At 36.6% G+C, this 23277-nt stretch carries 21 protein-coding genes; 15 read left to right on the top strand and 6 right to left on the bottom strand.

Annotated elements, in window-relative coordinates:
• Positions 1-288: 288 nt before the first annotated feature.
• On the top strand, positions 289-486 hold the full coding sequence (locus MHH44_RS10490; RefSeq protein WP_008407253.1) for a DUF6501 family protein: 198 nt from the start codon (positions 289-291) through the stop codon (positions 484-486).
• 49 nt (positions 487-535) lie between these two features.
• Here the strand turns inward: MHH44_RS10490 and MHH44_RS10485 are convergent, their stop codons facing one another.
• Both MHH44_RS10485 and MHH44_RS10480 read right to left on the bottom strand, forming a co-directional pair.
• Complete coding sequence (locus MHH44_RS10485) at positions 536-1648, bottom strand: toxic anion resistance protein (protein WP_340798517.1); 1113 nt, start codon at positions 1646-1648, stop codon at positions 536-538.
• A 3-nt stretch (positions 1649-1651) separates the two neighbouring features.
• Positions 1652-2299 carry a 5-bromo-4-chloroindolyl phosphate hydrolysis family protein gene (locus tag MHH44_RS10480; protein ID WP_340798516.1) on the bottom strand — a complete coding sequence of 216 codons (648 nt, stop codon included), beginning with the start codon at positions 2297-2299 and terminating at the stop codon, positions 1652-1654.
• Between the two features lie 296 nt (positions 2300-2595).
• On the opposite strand from MHH44_RS10480, the gene MHH44_RS10475 reads away from it, so the two are divergent.
• The 3 genes from MHH44_RS10475 to MHH44_RS10465 all read left to right on the top strand — a co-directional run bounded on the left by MHH44_RS10475 (position 2596) and on the right by MHH44_RS10465 (position 5174).
• Complete coding sequence (locus MHH44_RS10475; protein WP_008407249.1) at positions 2596-2886, top strand: DUF1033 family protein; 291 nt, start codon at positions 2596-2598, stop codon at positions 2884-2886.
• Between the two features lie 214 nt (positions 2887-3100).
• Positions 3101-3301, top strand: coding sequence for a cold-shock protein (locus MHH44_RS10470; protein WP_008407248.1), 201 nt, complete (start codon positions 3101-3103; stop codon positions 3299-3301).
• A 190-nt stretch (positions 3302-3491) separates the two neighbouring features.
• Positions 3492-5174 (top strand): hypothetical protein, encoded by a 1683-nt coding sequence (locus tag MHH44_RS10465; RefSeq protein WP_339264588.1) that lies wholly within the window; start codon positions 3492-3494, stop codon positions 5172-5174.
• Positions 5175-5221: 47 nt separating this feature from the next.
• Here MHH44_RS10465 and MHH44_RS10460 read toward each other — a convergent pair whose 3' ends face one another.
• Positions 5222-6826: an ABC-F family ATP-binding cassette domain-containing protein gene (locus MHH44_RS10460; protein WP_008407246.1), complete on the bottom strand. Its 1605-nt coding sequence runs from the start codon at positions 6824-6826 to the stop codon at positions 5222-5224.
• Between the two features lie 1331 nt (positions 6827-8157).
• Here MHH44_RS10460 and recQ point away from each other — a divergent pair.
• Together recQ and MHH44_RS10450 are read left to right on the top strand one after the other, a co-directional pair.
• Positions 8158-9921 (top strand): DNA helicase RecQ, encoded by a 1764-nt coding sequence (recQ, locus tag MHH44_RS10455; RefSeq protein ID WP_065215943.1) that lies wholly within the window; start codon positions 8158-8160, stop codon positions 9919-9921.
• A gap of 283 nt (positions 9922-10204) precedes the next feature.
• Positions 10205-11452 (top strand): helix-turn-helix domain-containing protein, encoded by a 1248-nt coding sequence (locus tag MHH44_RS10450; RefSeq protein WP_340798515.1) that lies wholly within the window; start codon positions 10205-10207, stop codon positions 11450-11452.
• Positions 11453-11526: 74 nt separating this feature from the next.
• Here the strand turns inward: MHH44_RS10450 and msrA are convergent, their stop codons facing one another.
• Entirely contained in the window at positions 11527-12048 is a 522-nt protein-coding gene (gene msrA / locus MHH44_RS10445) for a peptide-methionine (S)-S-oxide reductase MsrA (protein WP_008407243.1), read from the bottom strand.
• A gap of 288 nt (positions 12049-12336) precedes the next feature.
• Here msrA and MHH44_RS10440 point away from each other — a divergent pair, with 288 nt between their 5' ends.
• From MHH44_RS10440 to MHH44_RS10430, 3 genes are all read left to right on the top strand, one after another.
• Complete coding sequence (locus MHH44_RS10440) at positions 12337-13275, top strand: LCP family protein (RefSeq protein ID WP_339264583.1); 939 nt, start codon at positions 12337-12339, stop codon at positions 13273-13275.
• Positions 13276-13368: 93 nt separating this feature from the next.
• Complete coding sequence (locus MHH44_RS10435; protein ID WP_340798514.1) at positions 13369-14580, top strand: AI-2E family transporter; 1212 nt, start codon at positions 13369-13371, stop codon at positions 14578-14580.
• Between the two features lie 106 nt (positions 14581-14686).
• A complete protein-coding gene (locus MHH44_RS10430; protein ID WP_008407240.1) occupies positions 14687-15079 on the top strand; it encodes a cysteine synthase in 393 nt (130 codons plus the stop codon).
• Positions 15080-15124: 45 nt separating this feature from the next.
• On the opposite strand, the gene MHH44_RS10425 is transcribed toward MHH44_RS10430, so the two are convergent.
• Positions 15125-16264 (bottom strand): aminotransferase class I/II-fold pyridoxal phosphate-dependent enzyme, encoded by a 1140-nt coding sequence (locus tag MHH44_RS10425; protein WP_340799508.1) that lies wholly within the window; start codon positions 16262-16264, stop codon positions 15125-15127.
• 204 nt (positions 16265-16468) lie between these two features.
• Between MHH44_RS10425 and MHH44_RS10420 the strand changes: the two genes are divergently transcribed.
• The 6 genes from MHH44_RS10420 to MHH44_RS10395 all read left to right on the top strand — a co-directional run bounded on the left by MHH44_RS10420 (position 16469) and on the right by MHH44_RS10395 (position 22263).
• On the top strand, positions 16469-17269 hold the full coding sequence (locus tag MHH44_RS10420; RefSeq protein ID WP_340798513.1) for a hypothetical protein: 801 nt from the start codon (positions 16469-16471) through the stop codon (positions 17267-17269).
• A gap of 168 nt (positions 17270-17437) precedes the next feature.
• A complete protein-coding gene (locus MHH44_RS10415) occupies positions 17438-18802 on the top strand; it encodes an FAD-binding oxidoreductase (RefSeq protein WP_014823837.1) in 1365 nt (454 codons plus the stop codon).
• A gap of 11 nt (positions 18803-18813) precedes the next feature.
• Positions 18814-19794, top strand: a complete 981-nt coding sequence (locus MHH44_RS10410; RefSeq protein WP_340798512.1) for a TRAP transporter substrate-binding protein — start codon at positions 18814-18816, stop codon at positions 19792-19794.
• Between the two features lie 15 nt (positions 19795-19809).
• Positions 19810-20277: a TRAP transporter small permease gene (locus tag MHH44_RS10405; protein ID WP_340798511.1), complete on the top strand. Its 468-nt coding sequence runs from the start codon at positions 19810-19812 to the stop codon at positions 20275-20277.
• On the top strand, positions 20277-21545 hold the full coding sequence (locus MHH44_RS10400) for a TRAP transporter large permease (RefSeq protein ID WP_340798510.1): 1269 nt from the start codon (positions 20277-20279) through the stop codon (positions 21543-21545). The genes MHH44_RS10405 and MHH44_RS10400 overlap by 1 nt, the downstream gene beginning before the upstream one ends.
• Positions 21546-21561: 16 nt before the next feature.
• Positions 21562-22263 carry a FadR/GntR family transcriptional regulator gene (locus MHH44_RS10395; protein ID WP_340798509.1) on the top strand — a complete coding sequence of 234 codons (702 nt, stop codon included), beginning with the start codon at positions 21562-21564 and terminating at the stop codon, positions 22261-22263.
• Positions 22264-22604: 341 nt separating this feature from the next.
• On the opposite strand, the gene MHH44_RS10390 is transcribed toward MHH44_RS10395, so the two are convergent.
• The gene (locus MHH44_RS10390) at positions 22605-23024 is read right to left on the bottom strand and encodes an RDD family protein (protein ID WP_340798508.1); all 420 of its coding nucleotides are present in this window, start codon (positions 23022-23024) and stop codon (positions 22605-22607) included.
• Positions 23025-23277: the final 253 nt, after the last annotated feature.

The following is a 23277-nucleotide window of genomic DNA, read 5'->3' as shown; positions in this document are numbered from 1 at the left end:
ATTAAAATAAATACAATTGCAAAAGCAATTACAATTGCGAAAAACCACATTGGAATACTACCAAATGCCATAAATTCCACCTCTGTTTGAAAGTTTAACATGGAATAGTAGTTCTATCAAATACCGGAAACAGCGATAAATTAAATCAATTTTTAATGTGTTCGGCGCCTATGTATTTATATAACAAACAAGAAAAGTTGATTTTTACTACAACGCGCTTTCCACTGGCAGGAAAATCATATAAAATAGGAGAGTATCGATATTAGTTAAAAAAAGTGAGGGAACAACATGCTACATTTAAAATGGAAAGATGCACCGACAATTCGCACAGTAAAGTGTGTACATACAGACGCATCAAAATATTTAGTATCAAACGTATTAACAGTAGGTAAAGAATATGAAGTGAAAAACGAAACAGAAGAATTCATTTTTGTAATCGACAACACGGGTGAAGTTGGCGGATTTTACAAAGACTACTTCGCTTAAAAATAAAAAAGGAGTGAGAAAAGTCATTATGACTTTTCTCACTCCTTTTTTATTTCTGTTCTAATATTGTATGCTCGATTTCATGGCGCTTTTCGTCTGTCTCTACATGTACACGTAATGTATCTTCAATATCGTGCAATAATTGCATCTGGGTCTGTTTAAACCGGTCAATATCACTATGGGATAATGCAGGGCGATTCGACACTTTTTTGGACACTTCCAGCATTTTACCGTTTTTACGCATCAATTGTTCTGAAGCATCCATTAGCCGTTCCTGAGACCGTATTGCACGACGCTGATTGTTCATATTTAATAACATCGCAATTTGGGACTGCCATAAAGGGATAGTCGTCATAATCGAACTTTGAATTTTTTCGATTAACATTTGATTCGTCTGCTGAATCATTCGAATTTGTGGTGCATATTGAATTGCCACTTCCCGCGATAGTTCCAGATCATACATACGGCGGTCAATCCACTCGATTTGCATTTCAATGTCTTTCAATTCATGCTGTTTAAAAGGATTTTGTCCTTCTACAATTTCTTTTTGCATTGAAGGTAGGACAACATCCCGCATATGCTGTTTTTTTATTTCCAATGTTGCGATATAAACATTAATTTCCTGGAAATAGTCTTCATTTATTGCATATAGTTTATTTAAAAACTGGTAATCGTTTAATAACGCATTTTGGTTATATTCCAATTGGATGCTCAAGCGGTCGATGCGTTTACTCAATTTGTTGTAATGGGTCATAATCTCTTGAATAGACTGAGTCGGTCGGCTGAAGAGTTTTGCAAAGAACCCTTTTTCCTGTTCGATTAATGCATCAGGGTCAATCATTTCTAAATGCTGCATTAAATCGGATAATACTTCGCCGACTTTCCGGACATCTTTGCGCTGAATATACTGCAGCATCTGTGTTGTAAATTTTTTCAATGCTTCTTGTGCTGGTAAACCAAATGAAAGAACCGTTTCGTAATTTTTCGGCTCTAAATTTTGGGCTAATTGCAGTGCCCGTTGTTTCATATCATTAGATAATGATGCGAAAAGCGGTGAGGCTGCATTGTTTGCAACGTTCACCGCAAATTGTTCTTTACTTACTTGCAAGTCAACATTTTCACTTGCTGTAAAGGCATCAAATGGATTATTTGTCATATTCATTTGTTACTCACCGCCGATTTTTAATCGATCTTTACGCTTTTCATTCGACAATTTAGCAAAGTCAAGTTCAATTTTTAAGTTTTCGATATCCGAAGATAAAGCACTTTTTAAATCCGATTCCATTGTAATTTGGAGATCTTTCAGCGTTCTGCGTGTATCTTCCAACGCTAAATGTACATCCGTACTAGGTACTTGTTCCTTTGTCAGTAACGTGTATTTATCAGACAGCTGTACGGCTGAAGGTAGATGTGCATAGAAGAAATCTTCCACTGCATAAAACTTTTGAGGGTTTGTTTGCACAATATTGATAATACGTTTTGCTAGTTTGGACATTTCATTTATTTGCTTAAAAGCACGTACCGAACGCACTCTGACATATTGCTGATTTAATGCCTGAATATGTGAACGGGCCTGTTTTAATTGTGCTTCGATTAAATTGTATTCCGATTTAGAAAGCCCAATTTTTTTACTTTGTGTTGTTTTCTGAATAGCGTATGTTATTTTATTACTGATGAAATATGCTGCTGCTCCAAGAGGTAATGCCAGCATCGTTGTTATGCCGGTAAAATTAACAAACGTTAGTGTGGCAGCTGTCGAAAAAACCAATACATTAATTAGATGGCGTGTTAGAAAATTTATAGGACCAAGCATTGTCATACCTCCTTTACTCGATACTATTGATACGTATGAAACGTAAAAAAGTTTCACTGTTTCTTACAATACCGCAGAAATATTAGCGGAATTATTATTTTAAGCCACATATATTACCTGAACTTATTATGGCGGCTTTTTATTAATCGTAACAAGTTTTGGCTCTATTAAAAAGTAAAAAGATTTGAAAGTCGGAACAAATATTATCATTTCCAATCTCCCCCTAATTATAATGAGCATTATTAGACAATGCGGGTAATTGTGTATAAAATATAGAGAAAGAAAGGATAATGTATATGTATAAAATTATTTATATGAAGGCAGATTATGAGCCTTGGTGGCAATTTGACGGTTGGGAAGAGTATATTGTATCAACGAAACAATTTGATACAGAGCAGCAATTCCAAATGGCATTGAATCATTTGCTTGCTCAGTTTCGTAACAAATATGAGTTTGAAGCACATAAAAATGAACGATTTTATGCATTTTGGTCAGAGGATGAATGTGAATTTTGTGAAGCCTGTGATGATGATGCCCAAATATATCATGGCATTATTGTACTAACGCCAGAAGCGATTACACGATAACTACATTAAATTGAAAATTTGCTTAATTTGCCAAATGGTAATTGACAGTCATTATTATGATATATATACTATATTTAACAATTGAAAGATGACCGAATACAATGGCTTCACATATTACAAACAGTAATCGAGTTAGTTGATCGGTACTCTTGTAATATGTGTTTTTTTATTTGGTTTTTTAATTGTTAACTTTTATTTTTGGAGGTATTTATTGATGAAACAAGGTACAGTAAAATGGTTTAACTCAGAAAAAGGTTTTGGCTTCATTGAATTAGAAGGGGAAGACGATGTATTCGTGCACTTCTCTGCAATTCAAGGTGAAGGTTTCAAAACATTGGAAGAAGGACAAAAAGTTGAGTTCGAAGTTGTTGATGGCAACCGTGGACCACAAGCATCGAATGTAATCAAACTATAATAGTACAAATTCCGAAGCTGCGTATAAAAGTACGCAGCTTTTTTGTTTTTACATAATTTTTCCAAATCGTGATATAATTTAGAAAATAATTTGAAAGGTTGAGTTACCAATACGACAAGTACATAATGAAAACACGAGTAAAAACAGAACAATAAAATCGGCTGTTATTATTGTTTTAGTAACGGCAGGTTTGTTCGGACTGTTTTACTGGGAAAAACAAAGTAAACAAACTAACAAAAAAATGAACCAACTGGCAGATAGTGATGAAAATTTTATACCGATCAGCGATACATATTTAAATATTGAACAGTATGAACTTTTTTACCGGAATAATCGAATGCGTTCGAATGAAGATGTAGTGTCTTCTGCATTAAGACATGCGATATCTAAATATGCGCTCATCGATTATATGCAGCAGCAAAATATTACGCTAAGTCATGAAAAGCGTCAATTCCAGCGGGAAACTTTAGATAAGCAGCTTACATATGATTTGCAGGATCCAATATTAAAGAGCTATTTTGAAAAGATGTTCCAAGATCTTCAAATTAGTAAACAGGAATATATAGAGGAATATTTACTCGTTAATAACGAATATGCTTCTTTAAGTGTTGATATGGAACTGAACCAACTTAGCTATCCAACTGAAGATCAGGAGAAGATTTATAAAGAAAAGATGGGTATAACCTTTGATTACCAGGAATATTTAGCAGAAAGTGAATTCATTCATATCGAGCCTTCCAGTAAGGATATCGATTTGCCTTTTACAGTTGAGCGGAATTTATTTAAGTTTGCTAAAAATCAGGATGGGGAAATTATTCTTGCTTCAAAAGAGTTTAATACGATGGGGATTACAGATGAACAGAGCCATATAATTTACGAAGTTGGAGAAAGGAATAATCTACAGGAGTTGGCGCGGTATAATTTCAAACAATATGAAAATGCGTTACAGCAAGAAGCGGCATCGGGAAATGAAAATGCGCCGGTTGCGGATGAGTTACTGGAATTATTTAGAGTAGTGGAGCGGAGTATAGACATGGATCTTGGTGAAGTGGTAAATTATCAGTTCAGCAAAATCCCTTCATACGACGTTAGCAAATTGCGGAAGCATCAAGACATTACTTTAAAGCTGGTTGAGCATGAATATTATTACCGTGCAGAAAACATTCCTAATAAATCCTATGCTTACCGAATTGCCAATGAAGAAGTAGGTGCGATGTATGGTTTATTTAATTATTTGAAGCAGGATTTCGAAACCGAAATAGATGAAGCAGCACGTTCAAATGCGCGAATAAAGCTTGAAAAGTCGCTAATTGAGCAAATGGAAAATCCTTATTTTAAAAAGTATATGGATGATTTATTGAAGTCATTTGATATTCCATTATCTACGTATTTAGATGATTACTTATTAGTGATGGAGGAATATAAACTCTTGTTGCAGCTAATGAGAGAGCAAAATTTAGGTCTTGATCATAATGGCCGGTACAATAAAGGCTGGATCGAAGCGCGCTACAGAATGGCTGCAGATTTTACATGGGAAGATAAATTTGAGAAAATGTGGTCGATGGATGATGAGGAAATTGTGGAGCCACTTGAGCCACAGCCTGATTTATCATTTTCTTTACCGGAATATGCACCTCAAATAGGTATAAATAAAAAAGGACAATATGCCTTTACTAATAGTTCCACACTTTATTTGTCTGATGAACAGCAAATAGTATTTGATCTGCTTGTCAAAACGTTTGATTTACCGGTTCTTTCCCGTTATTCAATTACACAATATATAGACAAACTGGATCAATTAAAGGCTGATGAAACAAAGAAAAAACAATTGCATGACATACTCGATATTTACAAAAATACGATTATCGAATAAATAAAAAGAAGGAGTGCAGATTAACTGCCTCCTTCTTTTTTTATCTATTAGCTTAAACCTTGTGCATCTTTCCACTCTAGATACTCATCATATGATAATGGTTTATCTAAAATAGAACCATCTTCACGGATTTCGATTACGCGGTTTGCGATTGTTTGAATGAATTGGTGGTCATGTGATGTAAAGATCATCGCACCTTTGAAGCGGATTAAGCCTTCATTCAATGCTTGAATTGATTCAAGGTCCAAGTGGTTTGTTGGCTCATCCAATAATAATACGTTCGAGTTTGAAAGCATCATTTTAGAAAGCATACAGCGCACTTTTTCACCACCGGATAATACAGCCGGAGATTTCTTCACTTCTTCACCTGAGAATAACATACGGCCTAAGAAACCACGTAAGAACGATTCAGTTTCATCTTCCGGAGAATAAGGGCGTAACCATTCAACTAATGACTTTTCATTGCCGCCGAAGTATTGGTCATGATCCATTTCGAAGTAGCTTTGAGATGTTGTGACACCCCATTTATACGTACCGGCATCTGCTTGTTTACGATCCATTAAAATATCCATAAATGCAGATTTTGCATTTGGTGAACCTAAAAGGATAATTTTATCTTCTTTGTTCATAGAGAAGCGAATGTCTTTGAATAATATTTCGCCATCTTGTGAAGCTGTTAAGCCATCAACTGTTAATACGTCATTCCCGATTTCACGACCAGCTTGGAAGTTGATGAACGGGTACTTACGGCTTGAAGGACGGATGTCATCCAGCTCAATTTTATCAAGCATTTTTTTACGAGACGTTGCTTGAGAAGATTTCGATGCGTTTGCAGAGAAGCGTGCAACGAATTCTTTTAGTTCTTTAATTTTCTCTTCTTTTTTCTTGTTTTGGTCTGCCATCATTTTTTGCGCTAATTGACTTGACTCATACCAGAAATCGTAGTTCCCAACATAAAGCTGAATTTTACCAAAGTCTAAGTCTGCGATATGTGTACATACTTTATTTAAGAAGTGACGGTCATGGGATACAACGATTACTGTGTTTTCGAAGTTAATTAAAAACTCTTCCAGCCATTTAATCGCTTTTAAGTCCAAGTGGTTCGTAGGCTCATCCAGTAGTAAAACGTCCGGCTTACCGAATAACGCTTGTGCTAGTAAAACTTTTACTTTATCAGAACCTTCTAAGTCAGCCATCATCATGTAGTGCATATCGTCCCCGATACCTAGACCGTTTAAAAGAGTGGCAGCATCAGATTCTGCTTCCCAGCCGTTCATGTCGGCAAATTCGCCTTCAAGTTCAGCAGCACGCATACCATCTTCATCTGTCATTTCCGGTTTCATGTAGATTGCGTCTTTTTCAGCTTTTACTTCCCAAAGACGTTTGTTACCCATTACAACCGTATCTAATACGTTGAATTCATCGTATTCGAAGTGGTTTTGCTTTAAAACTGAAAGACGTTCATCTTTACCCATCGATACGTGGCCTTCTTGTGCCTCGATATCACCTGATAAAATTTTTAAGAATGTCGATTTACCAGCACCGTTTGCTCCAATTAGACCATAACAGTTCCCTGGTGTGAATTTAATGTTTACATCGTCAAATAATTTACGGTCACCATAACGTAGACCTACACCTGATACTTGAATCATGCAAGTACCTCCTTGAATTGTTTCGTTGTATTTTCGATTGCTTAAAAAAGAGAATTCTCTTTTGCACACAATGTTTCTATTATAGCATGTCTTAGTGCTAAATTAAATAACAGCGTATCCGAAATAAATGAATCGCACTAAACGTGATTATTTGGTTGTCACACATTTTTAACGGATTTTGCTTTCCAGATAGTAAAAGAGAATCGAGGCATAATTCCCAATTGGTTTAATGATTCCATTGGTTGAAGCAAAAAACTAAGGCTGAAGTGAATGAATGGAGTTCAATAGTATAATCGGGCGATTTTAAGATGCGTTGGATCGTCCCGCTCATCATTGGTATTTTGTATGTATGATCGGTACTCATTACATTACGAAATGGATTATCGTCATATTCTTCGCTTTTATGTCATTTTCGATCATCGGGATGCAAAAGAGAAAGAAATCAGTATAATGAAAAAGTGTCTGAATCCGTTCAGTCACTTTTTTTTATTCAAGGAAGTAAATTTAGTTTACATAATACGATTATGATAAATTTAAGCATGCGGAAATTATTTACCCGCTTCGGATGATGTGGTACAAGCGCCGCACAAAATATAGGAACCCGTTAAAGGTTTTTAAGTAAAGGCTGCGCGAAAAGAAGGGGTCTATTATTTTGTAAATATGGAGGACGGACAAAAAAGAGGTGCGGTGCGTCTCACATTAGTACAAGAACAGCAGCATTTTTAAAGTAATCGGTGCATCTTTTTTAAAAGGCGAGCAACGACTGGAAGTAAAGGTACCGAAAGTTCACCTTTCCAATAATCAGGGAATAGAAACAGTACCTCCATTATAATTATTTCTAATAAATCAAATGCCAGCTATTCAATTAACGGTTAATAAAATATGAAGACAAAGGAATTGCTGTTGAAAATGGTTTAGCGCAATTTACATGCAGTTCTATGGGTTGGAAGAAAATCATCTTGTTTTAAACGGCTATACCAACTCGAAAAGTAAAAATTACATTATCGCCATATTTGGAAAATGGGAATTGCAATTCGGCAATTCTTTTTTTATTATACATATTATCCGACACTATATATGTAAAATTTTAATAACTAAAAAGTCAGTAAGAAATAAAGGAAAGAAGAAAATTATGCAAATAATTTGTTTGCCTAATTAGAAAGGTTATTATTTTGTATCTATCGAAAACAATTGAAAAAGGGGACTGAAGATTTTATTATAATCATCAACACTATTAAAAGTACTATAAATATATTATGTTAACTCGAAGCCCTTTTACGAATTTTTATTTGCATGTATAATAAAGAAATTGAAGTTATTGAGGAGGGATTATGATTTCACTAGCATTACAACATTTAAAAACAAATTTTGGTTATGACTCTTTTCGTCCTGGTCAAACTCAAATTATTGATAATGTATTAAATAATAACGATACGCTTGTTATTATGCCTACAGGCGGCGGTAAATCCCTTTGCTATCAGATTCCAGCACTATGTATAGAAGGAACGACACTTGTTATTTCACCACTGATTTCTCTTATGAAAGACCAGGTTGATATGCTTGTATCCAGCGGAATTTCAGCGGCTTATATAAATAGTTCGCTCAGTTATGAAGAAGTGCAAAATGTTATGTATGGGGTGCAAAGCGGAAAAATTAAGTTGCTGTACATTGCACCGGAACGACTTGAAAATGAGCGCTTTTGCAATGAACTAGCACAAATAAATGTACCATTATTAGCCATTGATGAAGCCCATTGTATATCACAGTGGGGGCATGATTTTCGTCCAAGTTACCGTTCAATTCAGCAACTGCTACATTTATGGGATAAGAAACCAACCGTTATTGCATTGACTGCAACAGCTACTGAAGAGGTGAGTGCCGACATTCAACAGCTTCTTTCCATTGAAAAGGAAAATACATTCATTACCGGCTTTGCACGTGAAAATTTATCGTTTTCTGTTTTACTTGGAGAAAACAAAGAAGCCTATATAAAAAAATATGTAAAGGCAAATGAAAATGAAGCGGGTATTATTTACGCGGCAACTCGAAAATCGGTGGAATCGGTCTATGAAATGCTGAATAAAGCAGGATTTGCAGCAGGAAAATACCATGGTGGGATGTTCGAGGAAGATCGTACATATGAACAAAATCGCTTTTTAAATGATGAAGTTCAAATAATGGTCGCAACAAATGCTTTTGGAATGGGAATCAACAAAACAAATGTGCGCTATGTGCTTCATTATAATATGCCTCGTAATATGGAAAGCTATTATCAGGAGGCAGGCCGTGCAGGACGTGATGGACTGGACAGTGAATGTATATTACTTTACAGCTCTTCCGACGAACAAACGCAGCGTTTTTTAATCGATCAGGCGCAGGATCGCTCTCGTATTCCTTTTGAACTGCAAAAGCTGCATGCCATGATTGATTACTGTCATACAGAGCGTTGTCTACAAAGTTATATTATCGAATATTTTGGAGACGAGGCAGGGCAAGATTGCGGCAGATGTGCAAATTGTACAGATAACCGTCCGCAACTGGATGTGACAACTGATGCCCAAAAAGTATTATCCTGTATCGTTAGAATGGGGCAAAAATTCGGGAAGCAGCTAACAGCTTCAGTATTAGCAGGGTCGCGCAGCAAAAAAGTACTTGAATTCAACTTCCAAAAGTTGCCGACATATGGCATTTTACGGGCAATGAATGCGAAAGAAATCGCCAATTTTATCGAATTTTTAATTTCAGAAAAACTGATTGTTGTAAATAATGGACAGTTCCCTACGTTATCCATTTCTGATTCGGGAAAAGAAGTATTACTTGGGCAAAAAAAGGTATTACGTAAGGAAGCACGGATTATTGAATCAACCGTCGAGCCTAATGATCCACTATTTGAAGTGCTTCGTAAAATACGGAAAGAAATTGCCGACCATGAGAAAGTGCCTCCATTTGTTGTTTTTTCGGATAAATCATTAAAAGATATGTGTGTACGAAAACCTAAAAACAGCACTCAATTTTTAGAGGTTAGCGGTGTTGGGGAAAGCAAACTGGAAAAGTACGGGAAAACCTTTATTGAGGCGATTATTGCAAATTCATAATAGTTTGTTAAATAGTAACAGAGCTAATGTTATTTAAAATTAAACTTTTCCTAAAAATTTTTAAAGATATAATCTTTATACTGAAAAATACTTTTAACGAATAAATTCAATTTACTCATTGAAATTGCTATCTCACTATACTAAAGGAATGTATTGCCAAGTGCAGTACATTCTTTTTTAACTATTTTGGCGTTTAAATCATTAAACTTTAAGTTAAGATATTGTAAAAATTCTGTATTCATAGTTTAATAAGAATATTCAGTTAAGAAGTGTAGGTGAAATATTGAATATACTAGGTGAACGCATCAAAAAGCTGAGAAAACAGAAGAAATTAACTCAAACAGAGGTAGTAGGGGAACGTTTAACGAAAGGTATGCTAAGTTTAATTGAGAATGGTAAAGCACAACCTTCAATGGAAAGCCTTCGTTTTATTGCCAATCAATTAAATGTCGATGTCGATTTTCTGATAGATGACGGGACACTCACAATGCTCAGAAATTTGTATACCACAATCGAAGAAGATGTAGAGCGTAGAAAGCTCATTCGCGACCCAGAAGAACTCCAATCACTAACGATTAAAATAATCGAAAAAATCGAACCTTATTTATCGGAAATTCAAGGTACAAACTATGAACAAATTCGATTAAGAGAAGTTTATTTTTTAATGAACCGTACGATTAACAAAGCCAAATCACTTGATGAATATTGGAAGTTTATCGATCAATACGAAGAGATTCATGCATATAGTCAAATGCTTCGCTGTTATTTTTATTTATGTCAGGCTGCGATTGAACAGCGTAATTACAATGAAACATTAGCTATATTAAAGCAAGGAGAAAAACGGATTGAACCTTATGAACTGATGATGGACCCGATGGTAATCCTTGATTTATACTATAATTTAACGATTTCCTATTCGGCAGTAGATAATACTAGAATGTCAGATCATTATTTACAAAAGGCATTAAATATGGCAAAAAAGAAGCAAATATTTTATCGTATGGACCGCTTTTATCATTTGTTGTTTATTCAATCCATTGCAAATGAGGATATTAATAAATGTAAAGAGTACATAGAAAAATTAATGCTTTTATCAGAGTTTGCTGACGATCCGGCGATATCTGTACGTTATTTGTACAGCAAGCTGCATTATATGAACATTGTTGAAAAGAAATACGCACAAATCGTTATGGAAATTGACCATTATAAAACAAAACTGCAGGATTACTTATTTTTATTTAAAAATCCTATCTTCATCGGTGAAGAGATGTATGCGGAATTTAAATTACAAAACTACTCGAAAGCACTCCAAATCGGTACTGCTTTAACCATTCCTGACTACTTACACCATCCCATTGATCTAGCCAAATATTATCAATTCTTTGCTGTACGGGCATTAGCTTCTTACTATGAGAAAGATGAAGTTGCCGCGAAACGTGATATCATTTTTGCCAAAAATGGTGTAGAAGACTTTCCCGAGACAATTTACAAAAAATTTATTTATAAAGCTTTCAATGAAATTTTTATTTAATTCAATCAAAATTAACTTAAAAAGAACGTACCGCTCGAAATTTCGAGTGGTACGTTCCTTTTTATACAGAAATTTTAACTTTCCTTCCAGTGAACATCAATAAACTCATCGCGTCCTGATTTAGCCCGGTCTTCCTGATAATGTGCTTCTTCTTTTTTGTAATAGTCTTGATGGTAGTCTTCCGCTGGCCAAAAAGTTTGTGCCTGTTGAATTTCAGTGACAATCGGTTTTTTGAAACGTCCACTTTCCGCCAAGTCTTTCTTTGATTTCTGAGCAGCCTTATATTGATCATCGCTATGCGTAAAAATAACTGTTTTGTACGACTCACCGCGATCTTGGAACTGACCGCCAGCATCTGTTGGATCAATTTGCATCCAATATATATCCAATAATTTTTCATAGCTGAAAAGCTCTGGATTAAATTCAATCTCGACAACTTCAACATGTCCAGAGTCACCACGTTTTACATCTTCATATGTAGGATTTTCCACATGACCACCCATATAACCGCTTGTTACTTTTTCGATGCCTTCCCATTGATCAAAAGGTTTGACCATACACCAAAAACAACCACCTGCAAATGTAGCCTTTTCCATTCTGTATCACTCCTCATAAACCAGTAAAAACATATTCAACCTTAAACTTTAACCTTAATTAAAGCAGTTAAATATGCTGTATTCTACCATGGATAAGAATGACATTCAATTTATTAAACTTCCTGTAAGCGCATATAATATTCTATAGCAAAAAATTGAAAAAAAGATATGCTGACATTTCATTAATTAGGAAGAAAATGTGCATAAAATGGTATACTATAAGTAATTTGCAACTAAATTTAATGTAAATCGTCTAAACTTCACAGAAATAGAAAGGAAGTTGTAGGAATGGAAGAACAGACGCGTCAAACCCGCTATCGAAAGAAAAAAATGCGCAAAGGCCGGTTACTTTTCGTAGTGGTATTTCTTTTGCTTATTAGTGCTATTGGATATAGCTATGTCCAATTTAATAAGGGAAAGGAATTGGCAAGCGGTAATAAAATTGAAGTAGAAGGCTTTGAACCAGATGACAATCATCCGACTATAGAAAATTATTTAATCTTAGGTGTAGATACCCGAGGTGAAGAAAAATCGCGTTCCGATACGATGATGGTTCTTTCATGGAACCATAAAACGAACGATATGAAGCTCGTATCATTTATGCGTGATATTTATGCGGAAATTCCCGGTTATCAATCGTATAAACTGAATACGGCCTATTATTTAGGTGGGGTACCGTTACTTCAGGAAACGTTAAATAATATGTTCGATATACCGATCCACCATTATGCAATGATTGATTTTAAAAGCTTTGAAACATTGATTGATATTTTGGCTCCAAACGGTATCGAAATCGATGTTGAAAAAAAGATGGGTGGATTAATCTATGTAGAGATTGAAAAGGGTCTTCAAAACTTAAACGGTAAAGAACTGCTCGGCTATGCCCGTTTCCGTGGGGATGCTGAAGGTGATTTTGGACGTGTAGCACGTCAGCAAAAAGTAATCGAAGCATTGAAAGATGAATTCTTATCACCAAAAAATGTTGCGAATCTGCCAAAATTCATCGGTGCTACCCAAGGTTATATTACGACGGATTTAACAAATAAAGACCAGCTGAAAACCGCATTAAAGGCAGTTTCAAGCGGGGAAATCAATGTTGAAAAAATGACGATTCCAGCAGAAGGTACGTATAAAATTAACAACTACCGACATGCTGGGGAAGTACTGGAAATTGATGTTGCGAAAAATTCGCAAATTTTACATGATTTTTTAAATTTAAACGAGTAAGCATTACGTGTACATCCGTTATTCATGATAAAATAAATAATAAATTAAATATTGTTGAAATATTGAGGTGGTCTTTTGGAGAGAAAAAATGAAATGAATAAAGTGAATTCTTTACCCCAGGAAACGTCTAGATTTTTCTCTTCTAAATTTATTCGATTTTTAGGTGGTAAAAATTTATTATTCTTATTAGTGATCATCTTATTGGTTGGTTGTACGGTATTCATCTACGATAAAATTTCCTTTATCTTCGAGCCGTTACATGTATTATTTGAAGTCATCATATTGCCTGGTGTATTAGGGGTAATCTTGTTTTACTTATTACGCCCGCCATTGAAGCTTTTAGTAAGATGGAAAGTGCCGCGTGCCTTAGCGATTCTAATTTTGTATATTGTAGTTATTGCTTTGATCACATTGCTTGTTTTACTGGTTTTCCCGTTTTTACGTGATCAGTTTACAAACTTAGTACAGGAATTTCCTGTTGTTTTAATGGCACTTGCAAATGATTTATTAGCATTTTTAAACAACTCTCACTTCAGCGAGTATTTTGAAAAGATTAACTTTGACTACAATCAGATTTTAACGGACTTTACTGATAGTTTCATTACAACAGTAAAGGTAACTTTAGGTAGTTTAGCGACTGGAGTTGCGACTGGTATTACAGGATTCCTGTCAACAGTTACAGGTATCATTTTATCGCTCGTAATCGTGCCGTTTATTACATTTTATTTATTATATGAAGGGGATAAAATGCCGCGCTTCATCTTACTCCTATTTCCGCCGCGTATGCGTAAGCGAATTGGAGATGTATTGCATGATATGGACAAGCAGATTAGCTCTTACATACAAGGCCAGATTTTAGTATCGTTTTGTATTGGTGTCATGATGACAATCGGCTTTTTAATTATTGGAATGCCATATGCTTTACTACTTGGCTTCCTCGCAATGATCACAAGTGTTGTTCCATATTTGGGACCAGCCATTGCCGCTACTCCTGCAGCAATTATTGCGATTGTAAATTCACCATGGCTGTTAGTAAAGTTAGCTATTGTATGGACAATTGTACAATTAATCGAAGGGAAGTTTATTTCCCCTCAAATTATGGGTAAATCATTAAGTATCCATCCTATTACGATTATTTTTGTATTATTAACAGCTGGTTCTTTATTTGGAGTTCCAGGTGTCGTGCTAGGTATTCCTGGTTATGCTTTAATCAAAGTTCTCATTTCACATACGTATCGACTCTTTAAACAACGTTACAATCGTTTCCAATCTGACGAGACGAACCTGTATGAAGAATTGAAATAAGAAAACAGGAAATTGTAAAGATGGGGTGTGTTAAAAGCGAAAACTTTTAACACGCTCCCTTTTTTAAAATCTTTTATCAATTACATATTTAAATGGAGGAGTATACATGTTAAGCAAATGGCTAACATCACTTGAAGAAAATGGCGTGAAGGTTGAAACTGTCATCGAAAAGACAGAGCTTGTAGAAGGTGACATATTAAACGGTTCCGTTTATGTTACATCACTTACAGAAGATGAAGAGGATAAAATTGATTACATTTCATTATTAGTCCTTTGTGAAGAGTTGGATGGTGAATTTTCCATTATCGGAAAGCACTCGTTTCAGTTAGTTGGAGGGATTCGATCAAAAGATGGGGAAATAATCCCATTTGAGATTATTCCAGACGAACGCTGGGTATGCGGTAAAGATGAGCAGCTGATTTTCCAAACGACAGTTGTATTTTTAGACGGTGTGGAAATCGAAGAAAAAGGTGTTATTACGTATAGCGCTATGGAATAATTAAAAAGGCGTTGCTGATAATTACATACAGCAACGCCTTTTTGTTTATAATTTTATTGTAGACAGTCGTTTAACCGCTTCCTGGAGTTGTTCGACAGGTTGAACCAATGCGAGACGCATATAACCTTCACCGGCTGTGCCAAACACCGTACCCGGAACCATAACGACACCAGTTTGTTCGATCGCTTTATAGGCAAAGTCAATACATGGAATATCATACGGATATTTTGCCCATACAAACATCCCGCCATCACTTGGCGCAACTTCCCAGCCGATTGATGTTAAGCCTTCCATAAGTGTTTTATGGCGTACAGAGAAAGTTTCTCTCAGTACACTTGTAACTTGTTCAGCATTGTCCAATGCTAAAGCCGCTACTTGCTGAATCGGTTCAAAAATACCAAAGTCCAAGTTCGATTTCAGTTGCTTCATAATCGCAACTAATTCGGCATTTCCAACTATGTAGGCAATACGAGTCCCAGCAAGACTGAAGCTTTTCGATAAAGAGTTAATTTCCAAACCGACTTCTTTCGCACCAGGTGTGGCAAGGAAGCTGATTGGGGCATCTCCCTTAAAGTAAAATTCAGAGTAAGCCGCATCGTGCAAAACAATAATATTATACTTTTTCGCAAAGGCCACCACTTCTTCAAAATACGCGATTGATGGCATGGCCGGTACGGGGTTACCCGGCAAGTTTAAAATTAGTAATTTTGCTTTTTGACGAATATCTTCTGGAATGGCTTTTAAATCAGGCAAATACTGATTTTCCTTTGTTAATGGCATATAATAAGGTGTTGCGCCTGCCAAGTGAATCCCCGCATCATAAGCAACATAGGCAGGATTTGTAGTAAGTACAATATCACCAGAATCACAGAAAGCGACTGGAAGATGGACTAAACCTTCCTGAGAACCAATTGTTTGGACAACTTCTGTTTCCGGATCCAACCCTACATTGTTTACTCGTTTATAATAACGACATACCGCTTCATTAAATGTTTGAATACCCGTTAAAGTATAGCCGTAAGAAGAGGAGAGCGCAGTAAGCTCGGACATTTTTTGGCGTAAATTCTCTGCAGGAGCGATATCAGGACTCCCAAGGCTTAAATCAATGAGTTCCGTTCCTTTTTGCTCTTGTAATTTAGCATGTTTTTTTAAGTCACCAAATATAGCCGGCACAAATAATGACATTTTTTTTGATGGTTGGATATTCAATTTTAACACTCCTTAAAACTTTCAATTGTAAGCACCATTTTATCATACACATCACGTATAATGGGGATGAAATCAGAAAAGAGAATTAATTCACTACATAAAGCACGAAACCGTAGTGGAATAGCAATATAGGTACAGGAAATATTATTAACAGCATAATAATTGATTAAGAGGTGCAGCATGAAAATCTATTCTTTAAGCGGGCCAAGCGGGACAGGTAAAAGTACGAGCGCTTTGCAATTTGCATATGACAATGAAATCGAAGCCATTATTGATGACGGCATACTTATTATTAACGGTGAAAAAGTCGCGGGAACGTCGGCCAAATTTGAGAAAAATACATTAAAAGCAGTACGCCGGGCCATTTTGGATGATGATATACATAAAGCTGAAATCGTACAGGCAATTATGTCCCATGAAGTGCAGTCCATTTTACTGATCGGTACTTCCGACAAAATGACAAAAAGAATAGCAGGCCGGTTACAACTTGGTGAAATCGATGAATTTCATTATGTTCATAATATCCGTACAGAAAAGGAAATTCGCATTGCCAAATATGTGCGGGAAATTCAGGGCAAACATGTGATGCCTGTTCCATACCGCCAAGTAGAACAGAACTTTTTTAAACGCCTGATTCAGCGGGGAAAGGAAATTTTCTCCTCTTCACAAGTAAAGCTCGGAGAAACGACGATCGTACAACCTGATTTTCATCAAAACAGTGTCTATATTTCCCGTACTGTATTTACAGATGTATTGGATCATGTACTTGTAAGGCAGGAAAGACTGGCAAAATTTGAAATAGCGCAGATTCATACGGATGGCGTACCCCAAATGACAATCGGTGTTTATTTAAAATCACCTGTTTCATATGTTGTGCCTAGCTATATCTATGAACTTCAAAAGGAAATTGCTGAAGAATTTTCATTGCATTTTGGTATTGAGCCCGAAACGATTCACGTACAAATTAAAGGTATGAAATAAAAAGACTAAACAGGAGCTGACATTTAAACGTCAGCTCTTTTTTTATGGAAAATACAGTATAAAAAATAAATAGTTTGTATTTTTAGAAAAATAAATATATTCTAATTATTAAGAGTTGGTTGGACCAAAGCTCCAAAGGTCCGACAACAAAAGTGAGGAGGAATTGGTTTGAATTACATTGAACAATTGCAACATCTTTTATCACATGAGCAGGTCACAACGAATGAAGTATTACGTACACAACACGGGAAGGATGAATCTTATCATGAACCGCATTTACCGGATGTTGTAGTATTTCCGAAGACAGCTGAAGAAGTCAGCAAAATTGTAATACTGGCAAATGATCAGCGAATTCCAGTTGTACCATTTGGTCTTGGTACGAGTTTAGAAGGTCATGTAATTCCTTATAAGGGAGGAATCTCTCTTGATTTATCGATGATGAATGCTGTATTAGAAGTACGCCCCGATGATTTTCTCGTAAAGGTCCAACCAGGTGTAACCCGCAGCCAGCTCAATAAAGAATTAAAAAAATACGGCTTATTCTTTTCTGTCGATCCAGGTGCAGATGCGACATTAGGAGGAATGGCCGCGACAAATGCGAGCGGTACAACTTCTGTCCGATACGGCATTATGCGAGACCAAGTCCGTGATTTAGAGGTGGTGTTGGCAAATGGTGATGTGATCCATACCGGCGGATTGGCCGCAAAATCATCATCAGGCTATCACTTGAATGGTTTAATGGTAGGTTCGGAAGGGACACTTGGGGTCATCACGGAATTAACATTACGTGTTTACGGGATACCAGAAAAAATTATTGCGGGCCGCGCTACATTTGAAACAATCCAGCAGGCAGTGGATGCTGTTGTTTCATTAAAACAAGCGGGAATCCCAATGGCACGTATTGAACTTGTCGACAAACGCAGTATCGAACAAGTAAATTTTGCTTCCGATACAAATTTCCCCGAAACACCGACATTATTTTTGGAGTTTCATGGAAATGAAGCAGGATTGAAGTCAGATGTCATTTTTGCGACTGAATTATTGAATGACAATGGCTGTATTGAGCTGGCATTTGAGCAGGATGAACGTGCGCGTAATCAATTATGGGAGCTTCGCCACAACTTGGCCTATACATATATTCATTCCGCACCGGGAAAAAAACTGATGTCCACAGATGTCGTTGTTCCGATCAATTCGTTGCCTGATGCCATTCAAAATTCCCGTGAAAAAATTGAAAGTATGGAAATCGACGCGGGGATTGTCGGCCATGTTGGTGACGGTAATTACCATATTTTGCTGATGGTCGATATGGAAAGTCAGGAAGAGATTGCAAGAGCAAAAGAATTAAATGAACATGTTGTTGAATACGCACTGTCGCTTGGAGGAACTTGCACTGGAGAACATGGTGTAGGGGTCGGCAAGGCCAAGTATCAGCAACAGGAACACGGAGCTGCCTACATTTGGATGAAAGAAATCAAACGGCTACTCGATCCGAACAACATTATGAATCCTGGAAAAATTTTTATTGATTAGGGGATTAAAAGATGAAAAAAATACTATACATCGCAGGATTGATCCTTGGGAGCATGCTGTTAACTGCATGCTCCACTTCCGATGAAAAAGAGCAGTATGTTTTATATGCGGGACATTCACTTGCTGCTGATCATCCATTTGAATTGGCGATGCAAGAGTTAAAAGAACGAGTGGAAGAACGTACAGACGGTCGCGTAATTATCGAGACTTTTCCATTAAGTCAGCTCGGTGCTGAGCGTGAATTGATCGAAGGGGCCATGCTCGGTTCAGTCGACCTTGTCGTTTCAACATCAGGACCTATCATGAACTTTGTTAAAGATTTTGCGGTACTCGATTTACCGTTTTTATTTAATGACCGTGATGCAGCCGTCAATATTTTAGAGGGAGATATTGGCGAAGATCTATTTGCCCAATTGCGTGAAATCGGAATTGTAGGCCTGTCTTGGGGAGAAAATGGATTCCGTCATGTCACGAATAGCATAAAACCTGTTGCGACACCGGAAGATCTGGAAGGATTATCATTACGTGTACAGGAAAATAAAGTTTTCATCTCCGCATTTAATAAACTAGGTGTAACCCCTTCTCCGATGGCTTGGACAGAAGCATTGACAGCACTCCAATCCGGAGTAGTGGATGGACAGGAAAATCCTATTCTAGTAATTGACAGCTATAAACTGTACGATGCAAATCAGAAGTTTATGACGTTAACAAGTCATGCCTATTCGTCAGCGGTATTCATGATGAGTGAACATGCCTATAATCGCCTGCCGGAGGATCTGCGTGATATCGTCATGGAAGAAGGCGAAAAAATCGGTGCCTATGAACGTCAACTTGTTGTCGATATGGAGGAAAAGGCACTTCAGCGACTTAAGGAAAACGGAATGGAAGTTGTTGAAGAAGTTGATACAGGGGCATTCCGAGACAAGATTATGAAAGTTTATGATAGTTCGGAAAATCAGCAGTTATTGCAGCGTATTTTAAGTGAGCAGTAGGATGGGAGAAAAAATATGGTGAAATTAGTAGAAGGGATTAATAAAGTTGTACATATTGCATTGATTGCCTTAATGGTCGTACTTGTAGTATCTGTATTTTGTCAAATTACTTTGCGCTTTTTCAACTATTCCATTGCATGGACCGAGGAATTGTCCAGGTACTCGATGATCTGGATGACCTTTTTAGGTGCTGCGTATGCATTGGCCAAACGAGCACATATCGGGATGGAACTATTCGTTGATCGCACAGAAGGTTTGTTGAAACAGGTTTTAATTGTGGTTGCGGCAGCAGTATGTTTAGTGTTTTTCGTGCTCATGGTCGTAAAAGGGTATGAACTGTCGATGAGGGTAATGGATCAGCCATCCGCTGTAATGCAGGTTCCAATGGGGATTGTTTATTCTGTTATTCCGATCAGTGGCATAATTCTCGTTGTGAATCTGTTTTATGTAACCGTCAAACAATTGAAAGGAGAATTATCGTAATGGCAGATATAATTCTTTTCGTTGTTTTACTCTTGTTAATTTTTATTAATGTTCCGATTGCGATTGCACTTGCAATGGCCGCAACATTGTTTTTTGTCACACAAAGTGAAATGCCTATTGTAGCGATTTTCCAGCGTATGTTTAATTCCATTGATTCTTTTCCATTACTGGCGGTACCATTTTTCCTCTTAGCAGGTAAGTTAATGGAATCAGGCGGAATTTCACGTCGTCTAATCCACTTGGCAGAAGTAATGCTCGGTCGGGTTCGCGGAGGACTGGCGCTCGTTTCCATTGTTGCTTGTGCCTTTTTTGCGGCATTATCCGGAAGTGCTGCTGCAACAACGGCAGCTGTCGGGGCGATTATGATTCCTGCAATGGTCAAAAAAGGGTACGATAAAAACTTTTCCACAGCGATACAGGCTGCCGGGGGAACGATTGGTGTTATTATCCCTCCAAGTGTACCGCTCGTATTATTTGGTGTAACTGCAGGTGTTTCGATTAGTGACCTGTTTTTGGCCGGTATCATTCCGGGTTTCTTTGTTACGGCTGCGCTAATGATTCTAGTTTATGTTATTTCGATTATACAAGGATATGGCGGTGGTGAAAAATATAATTTAAAAGAATTTTTCATTGCCTTTAAAGATTCGATTTTGGCACTTTTGATGCCTGTTATTATATTAGGCGGCATTTACAGTGGTATTTTTACGGCAACGGAAGCAGCCCTTGTTGCGGTTGTTTACGGATTAATTGTCGGAGTATTTATATACCGTGAAATTACATTGAAAGATTTATATCATATATTCTCATCGGCAACGATTATGAGTGCAACGATTCTTTTCATTATTGCCGGCGCCTCTATTTTTGCCTACTATTTGACACGCGAGCGTATACCTATGCAAATTACTGAAGCATTACTCGGTATTACCGATAACTGGATTTTTGCATTGCTCATCATCAACGTCATTTTGCTAATTGTCGGTACCTTTATGGAAACAGCGGCAGCGATCTTAATATTGACGCCTATTTTAGCACCGGTTGCTACGGCACTTGGACTGGACTTAGTTCACTTCGGTATTATTATGATTGTGAATTTGGCAATTGGGTACATTACGCCGCCAGTCGGGTTAAATTTATTTGTGGCAAATAAAATTGCCGGAACGAAATTTGAAGGAGTTATGCGTGCCATCATTCCATTCATTATTGTGATGGTTGTATGTGTACTCATTATTTCGTTTGTTCCAGCCTTAAGTTTATTTTTAGTAAAATAGTAAAGGTGTGAAGAACGTGACTTCGGCAAATAAACAAAAAGTGTATGAGATTATAATTCAAAAGATCCAGACTGAAATTACTGCCGGAATATTAAAAGCAGGGGAGAAACTGCCACCGGAACGTGAGCTTGCAGTAAAATACGGTGTAAGTCGGACATCGATACGCGAAGCACTCCGACTACTGGAACTAAGTGATTTTGTCGAAATTCGCCATGGGGATGGAACTTTTATAAAAACCAATAAGCAACAGACTATTCAACAGCAATTGACAAGCGTCGCGCTAAAAACAGACCAAACGACTTTGTATGAAATGCTCGAATTACGTCTAATCCTGGAATCTCAGTGTGCTGCACTTGCTGCATTACGTGCAACAGGACAAGATATTGAAAAAATTGCGCGCACATTGGAAGCGATGAAAAATACTGATGATGAAGAAATCGGTATACAAGCTGATTTGGATTTCCATATGGCAATTGCGGCAGCAGCGAATAACAGTGTGCTTGCTCAACTAATTTCGTCATTTGCATCGCATATGCGAAGTACGATCGAAGTAACAAGAAAACATCGATTATCTTCAAAAGAAAATTTCGCCCGGACTTTAGAAGAACACCGCGCGATATTTATAGCGATTAGCCGGGGAGAAAGTGACAGAGCAAAAGTATTGATGGAAGACCATATTCGTACAATCAGACAAGAACTATCCGAATTAACGATATAAAAAAACTGTGTGGATTTGAATTAAAGTTAAATTGTTTATAAAAAATACGTACCGTTTTGAACAAAGTTTAAACGTGTAAAATAAATGAACCGGAATTTCCTCTCTCTGTCTATGAAGAAGGATTTCGGTTTTTCTTGTGGATTAAACCTGTTATGTGATAATAAAGTTATTCCATTAAAGGGCCAGATTATGAAATAACACTTCGTTACATTAAAAAAAGATAAACGTTGTTGTAACAGCGTTTACCTCTTTTTTGGCTCCAAATCCTTTATTTAGGAACATTATTTTGTAAGTTTTATAAATCGTTGTTGTACTAGGGCACCTGTTAGTGAAAGAAAAATTTATTCTTTATTAACATAAGTCCCGCTTATGAAATCATGAATGGCTCTCTTGTCTTCTCGTAAGATAACCATAAGTCCACTGACCAATACTGATATTCCAAAGGTAGCTAATACAATAATATATTTACCAACCACTTCTCTCATAATCATATTGAGTATTGTAGGTTTCTCATCATCGTTAAAACGCTTTATTTTAACCTTACAAATTTTTTTGCCAATTACGTATCCACCCCACAAAATAGGAGTAATGGTCAAATACAAGGTATATAATGCTTGAAAAGTGAATTCTTCGGTCTGTTCGATAGAATAATTACCGTTTATCATGTAGAATACGATTCCAAATATTGACGAAATAATTAAAAAATCTATAAAACTTGCGACAAATCTTATACCAAATCCTGCTGGTTTCTTAAAATTCATCTAATCCCCCTAATACCTCATTTACTAAAAATTATACCATTTTCTTGTTGAACTACTATCTCGTTAATTGAAGATAAACGTCCCCAAAGCTAAGTTTAGGAGTATTGCTGATCCATATAACCTTGTCATGCCATTTTAATGCTGTAAGGTTAGCAAACGAGGTTTTAGAATTATATTACTTATGTTATATTTTGATAAAGATCATTCTAAGTTTGATGTGAACTTGTTTTGAAAAGATTTTTTATTAATGTAT

Origin of the sequence: Solibacillus sp. FSL K6-1126 (assembly GCF_038003445.1) — a bacterium.
GTDB classification, from domain to species: domain Bacteria; phylum Bacillota; class Bacilli; order Bacillales_A; family Planococcaceae; genus Solibacillus; species Solibacillus silvestris.
This window is presented reverse-complemented; position numbering and strand designations above follow the sequence as displayed.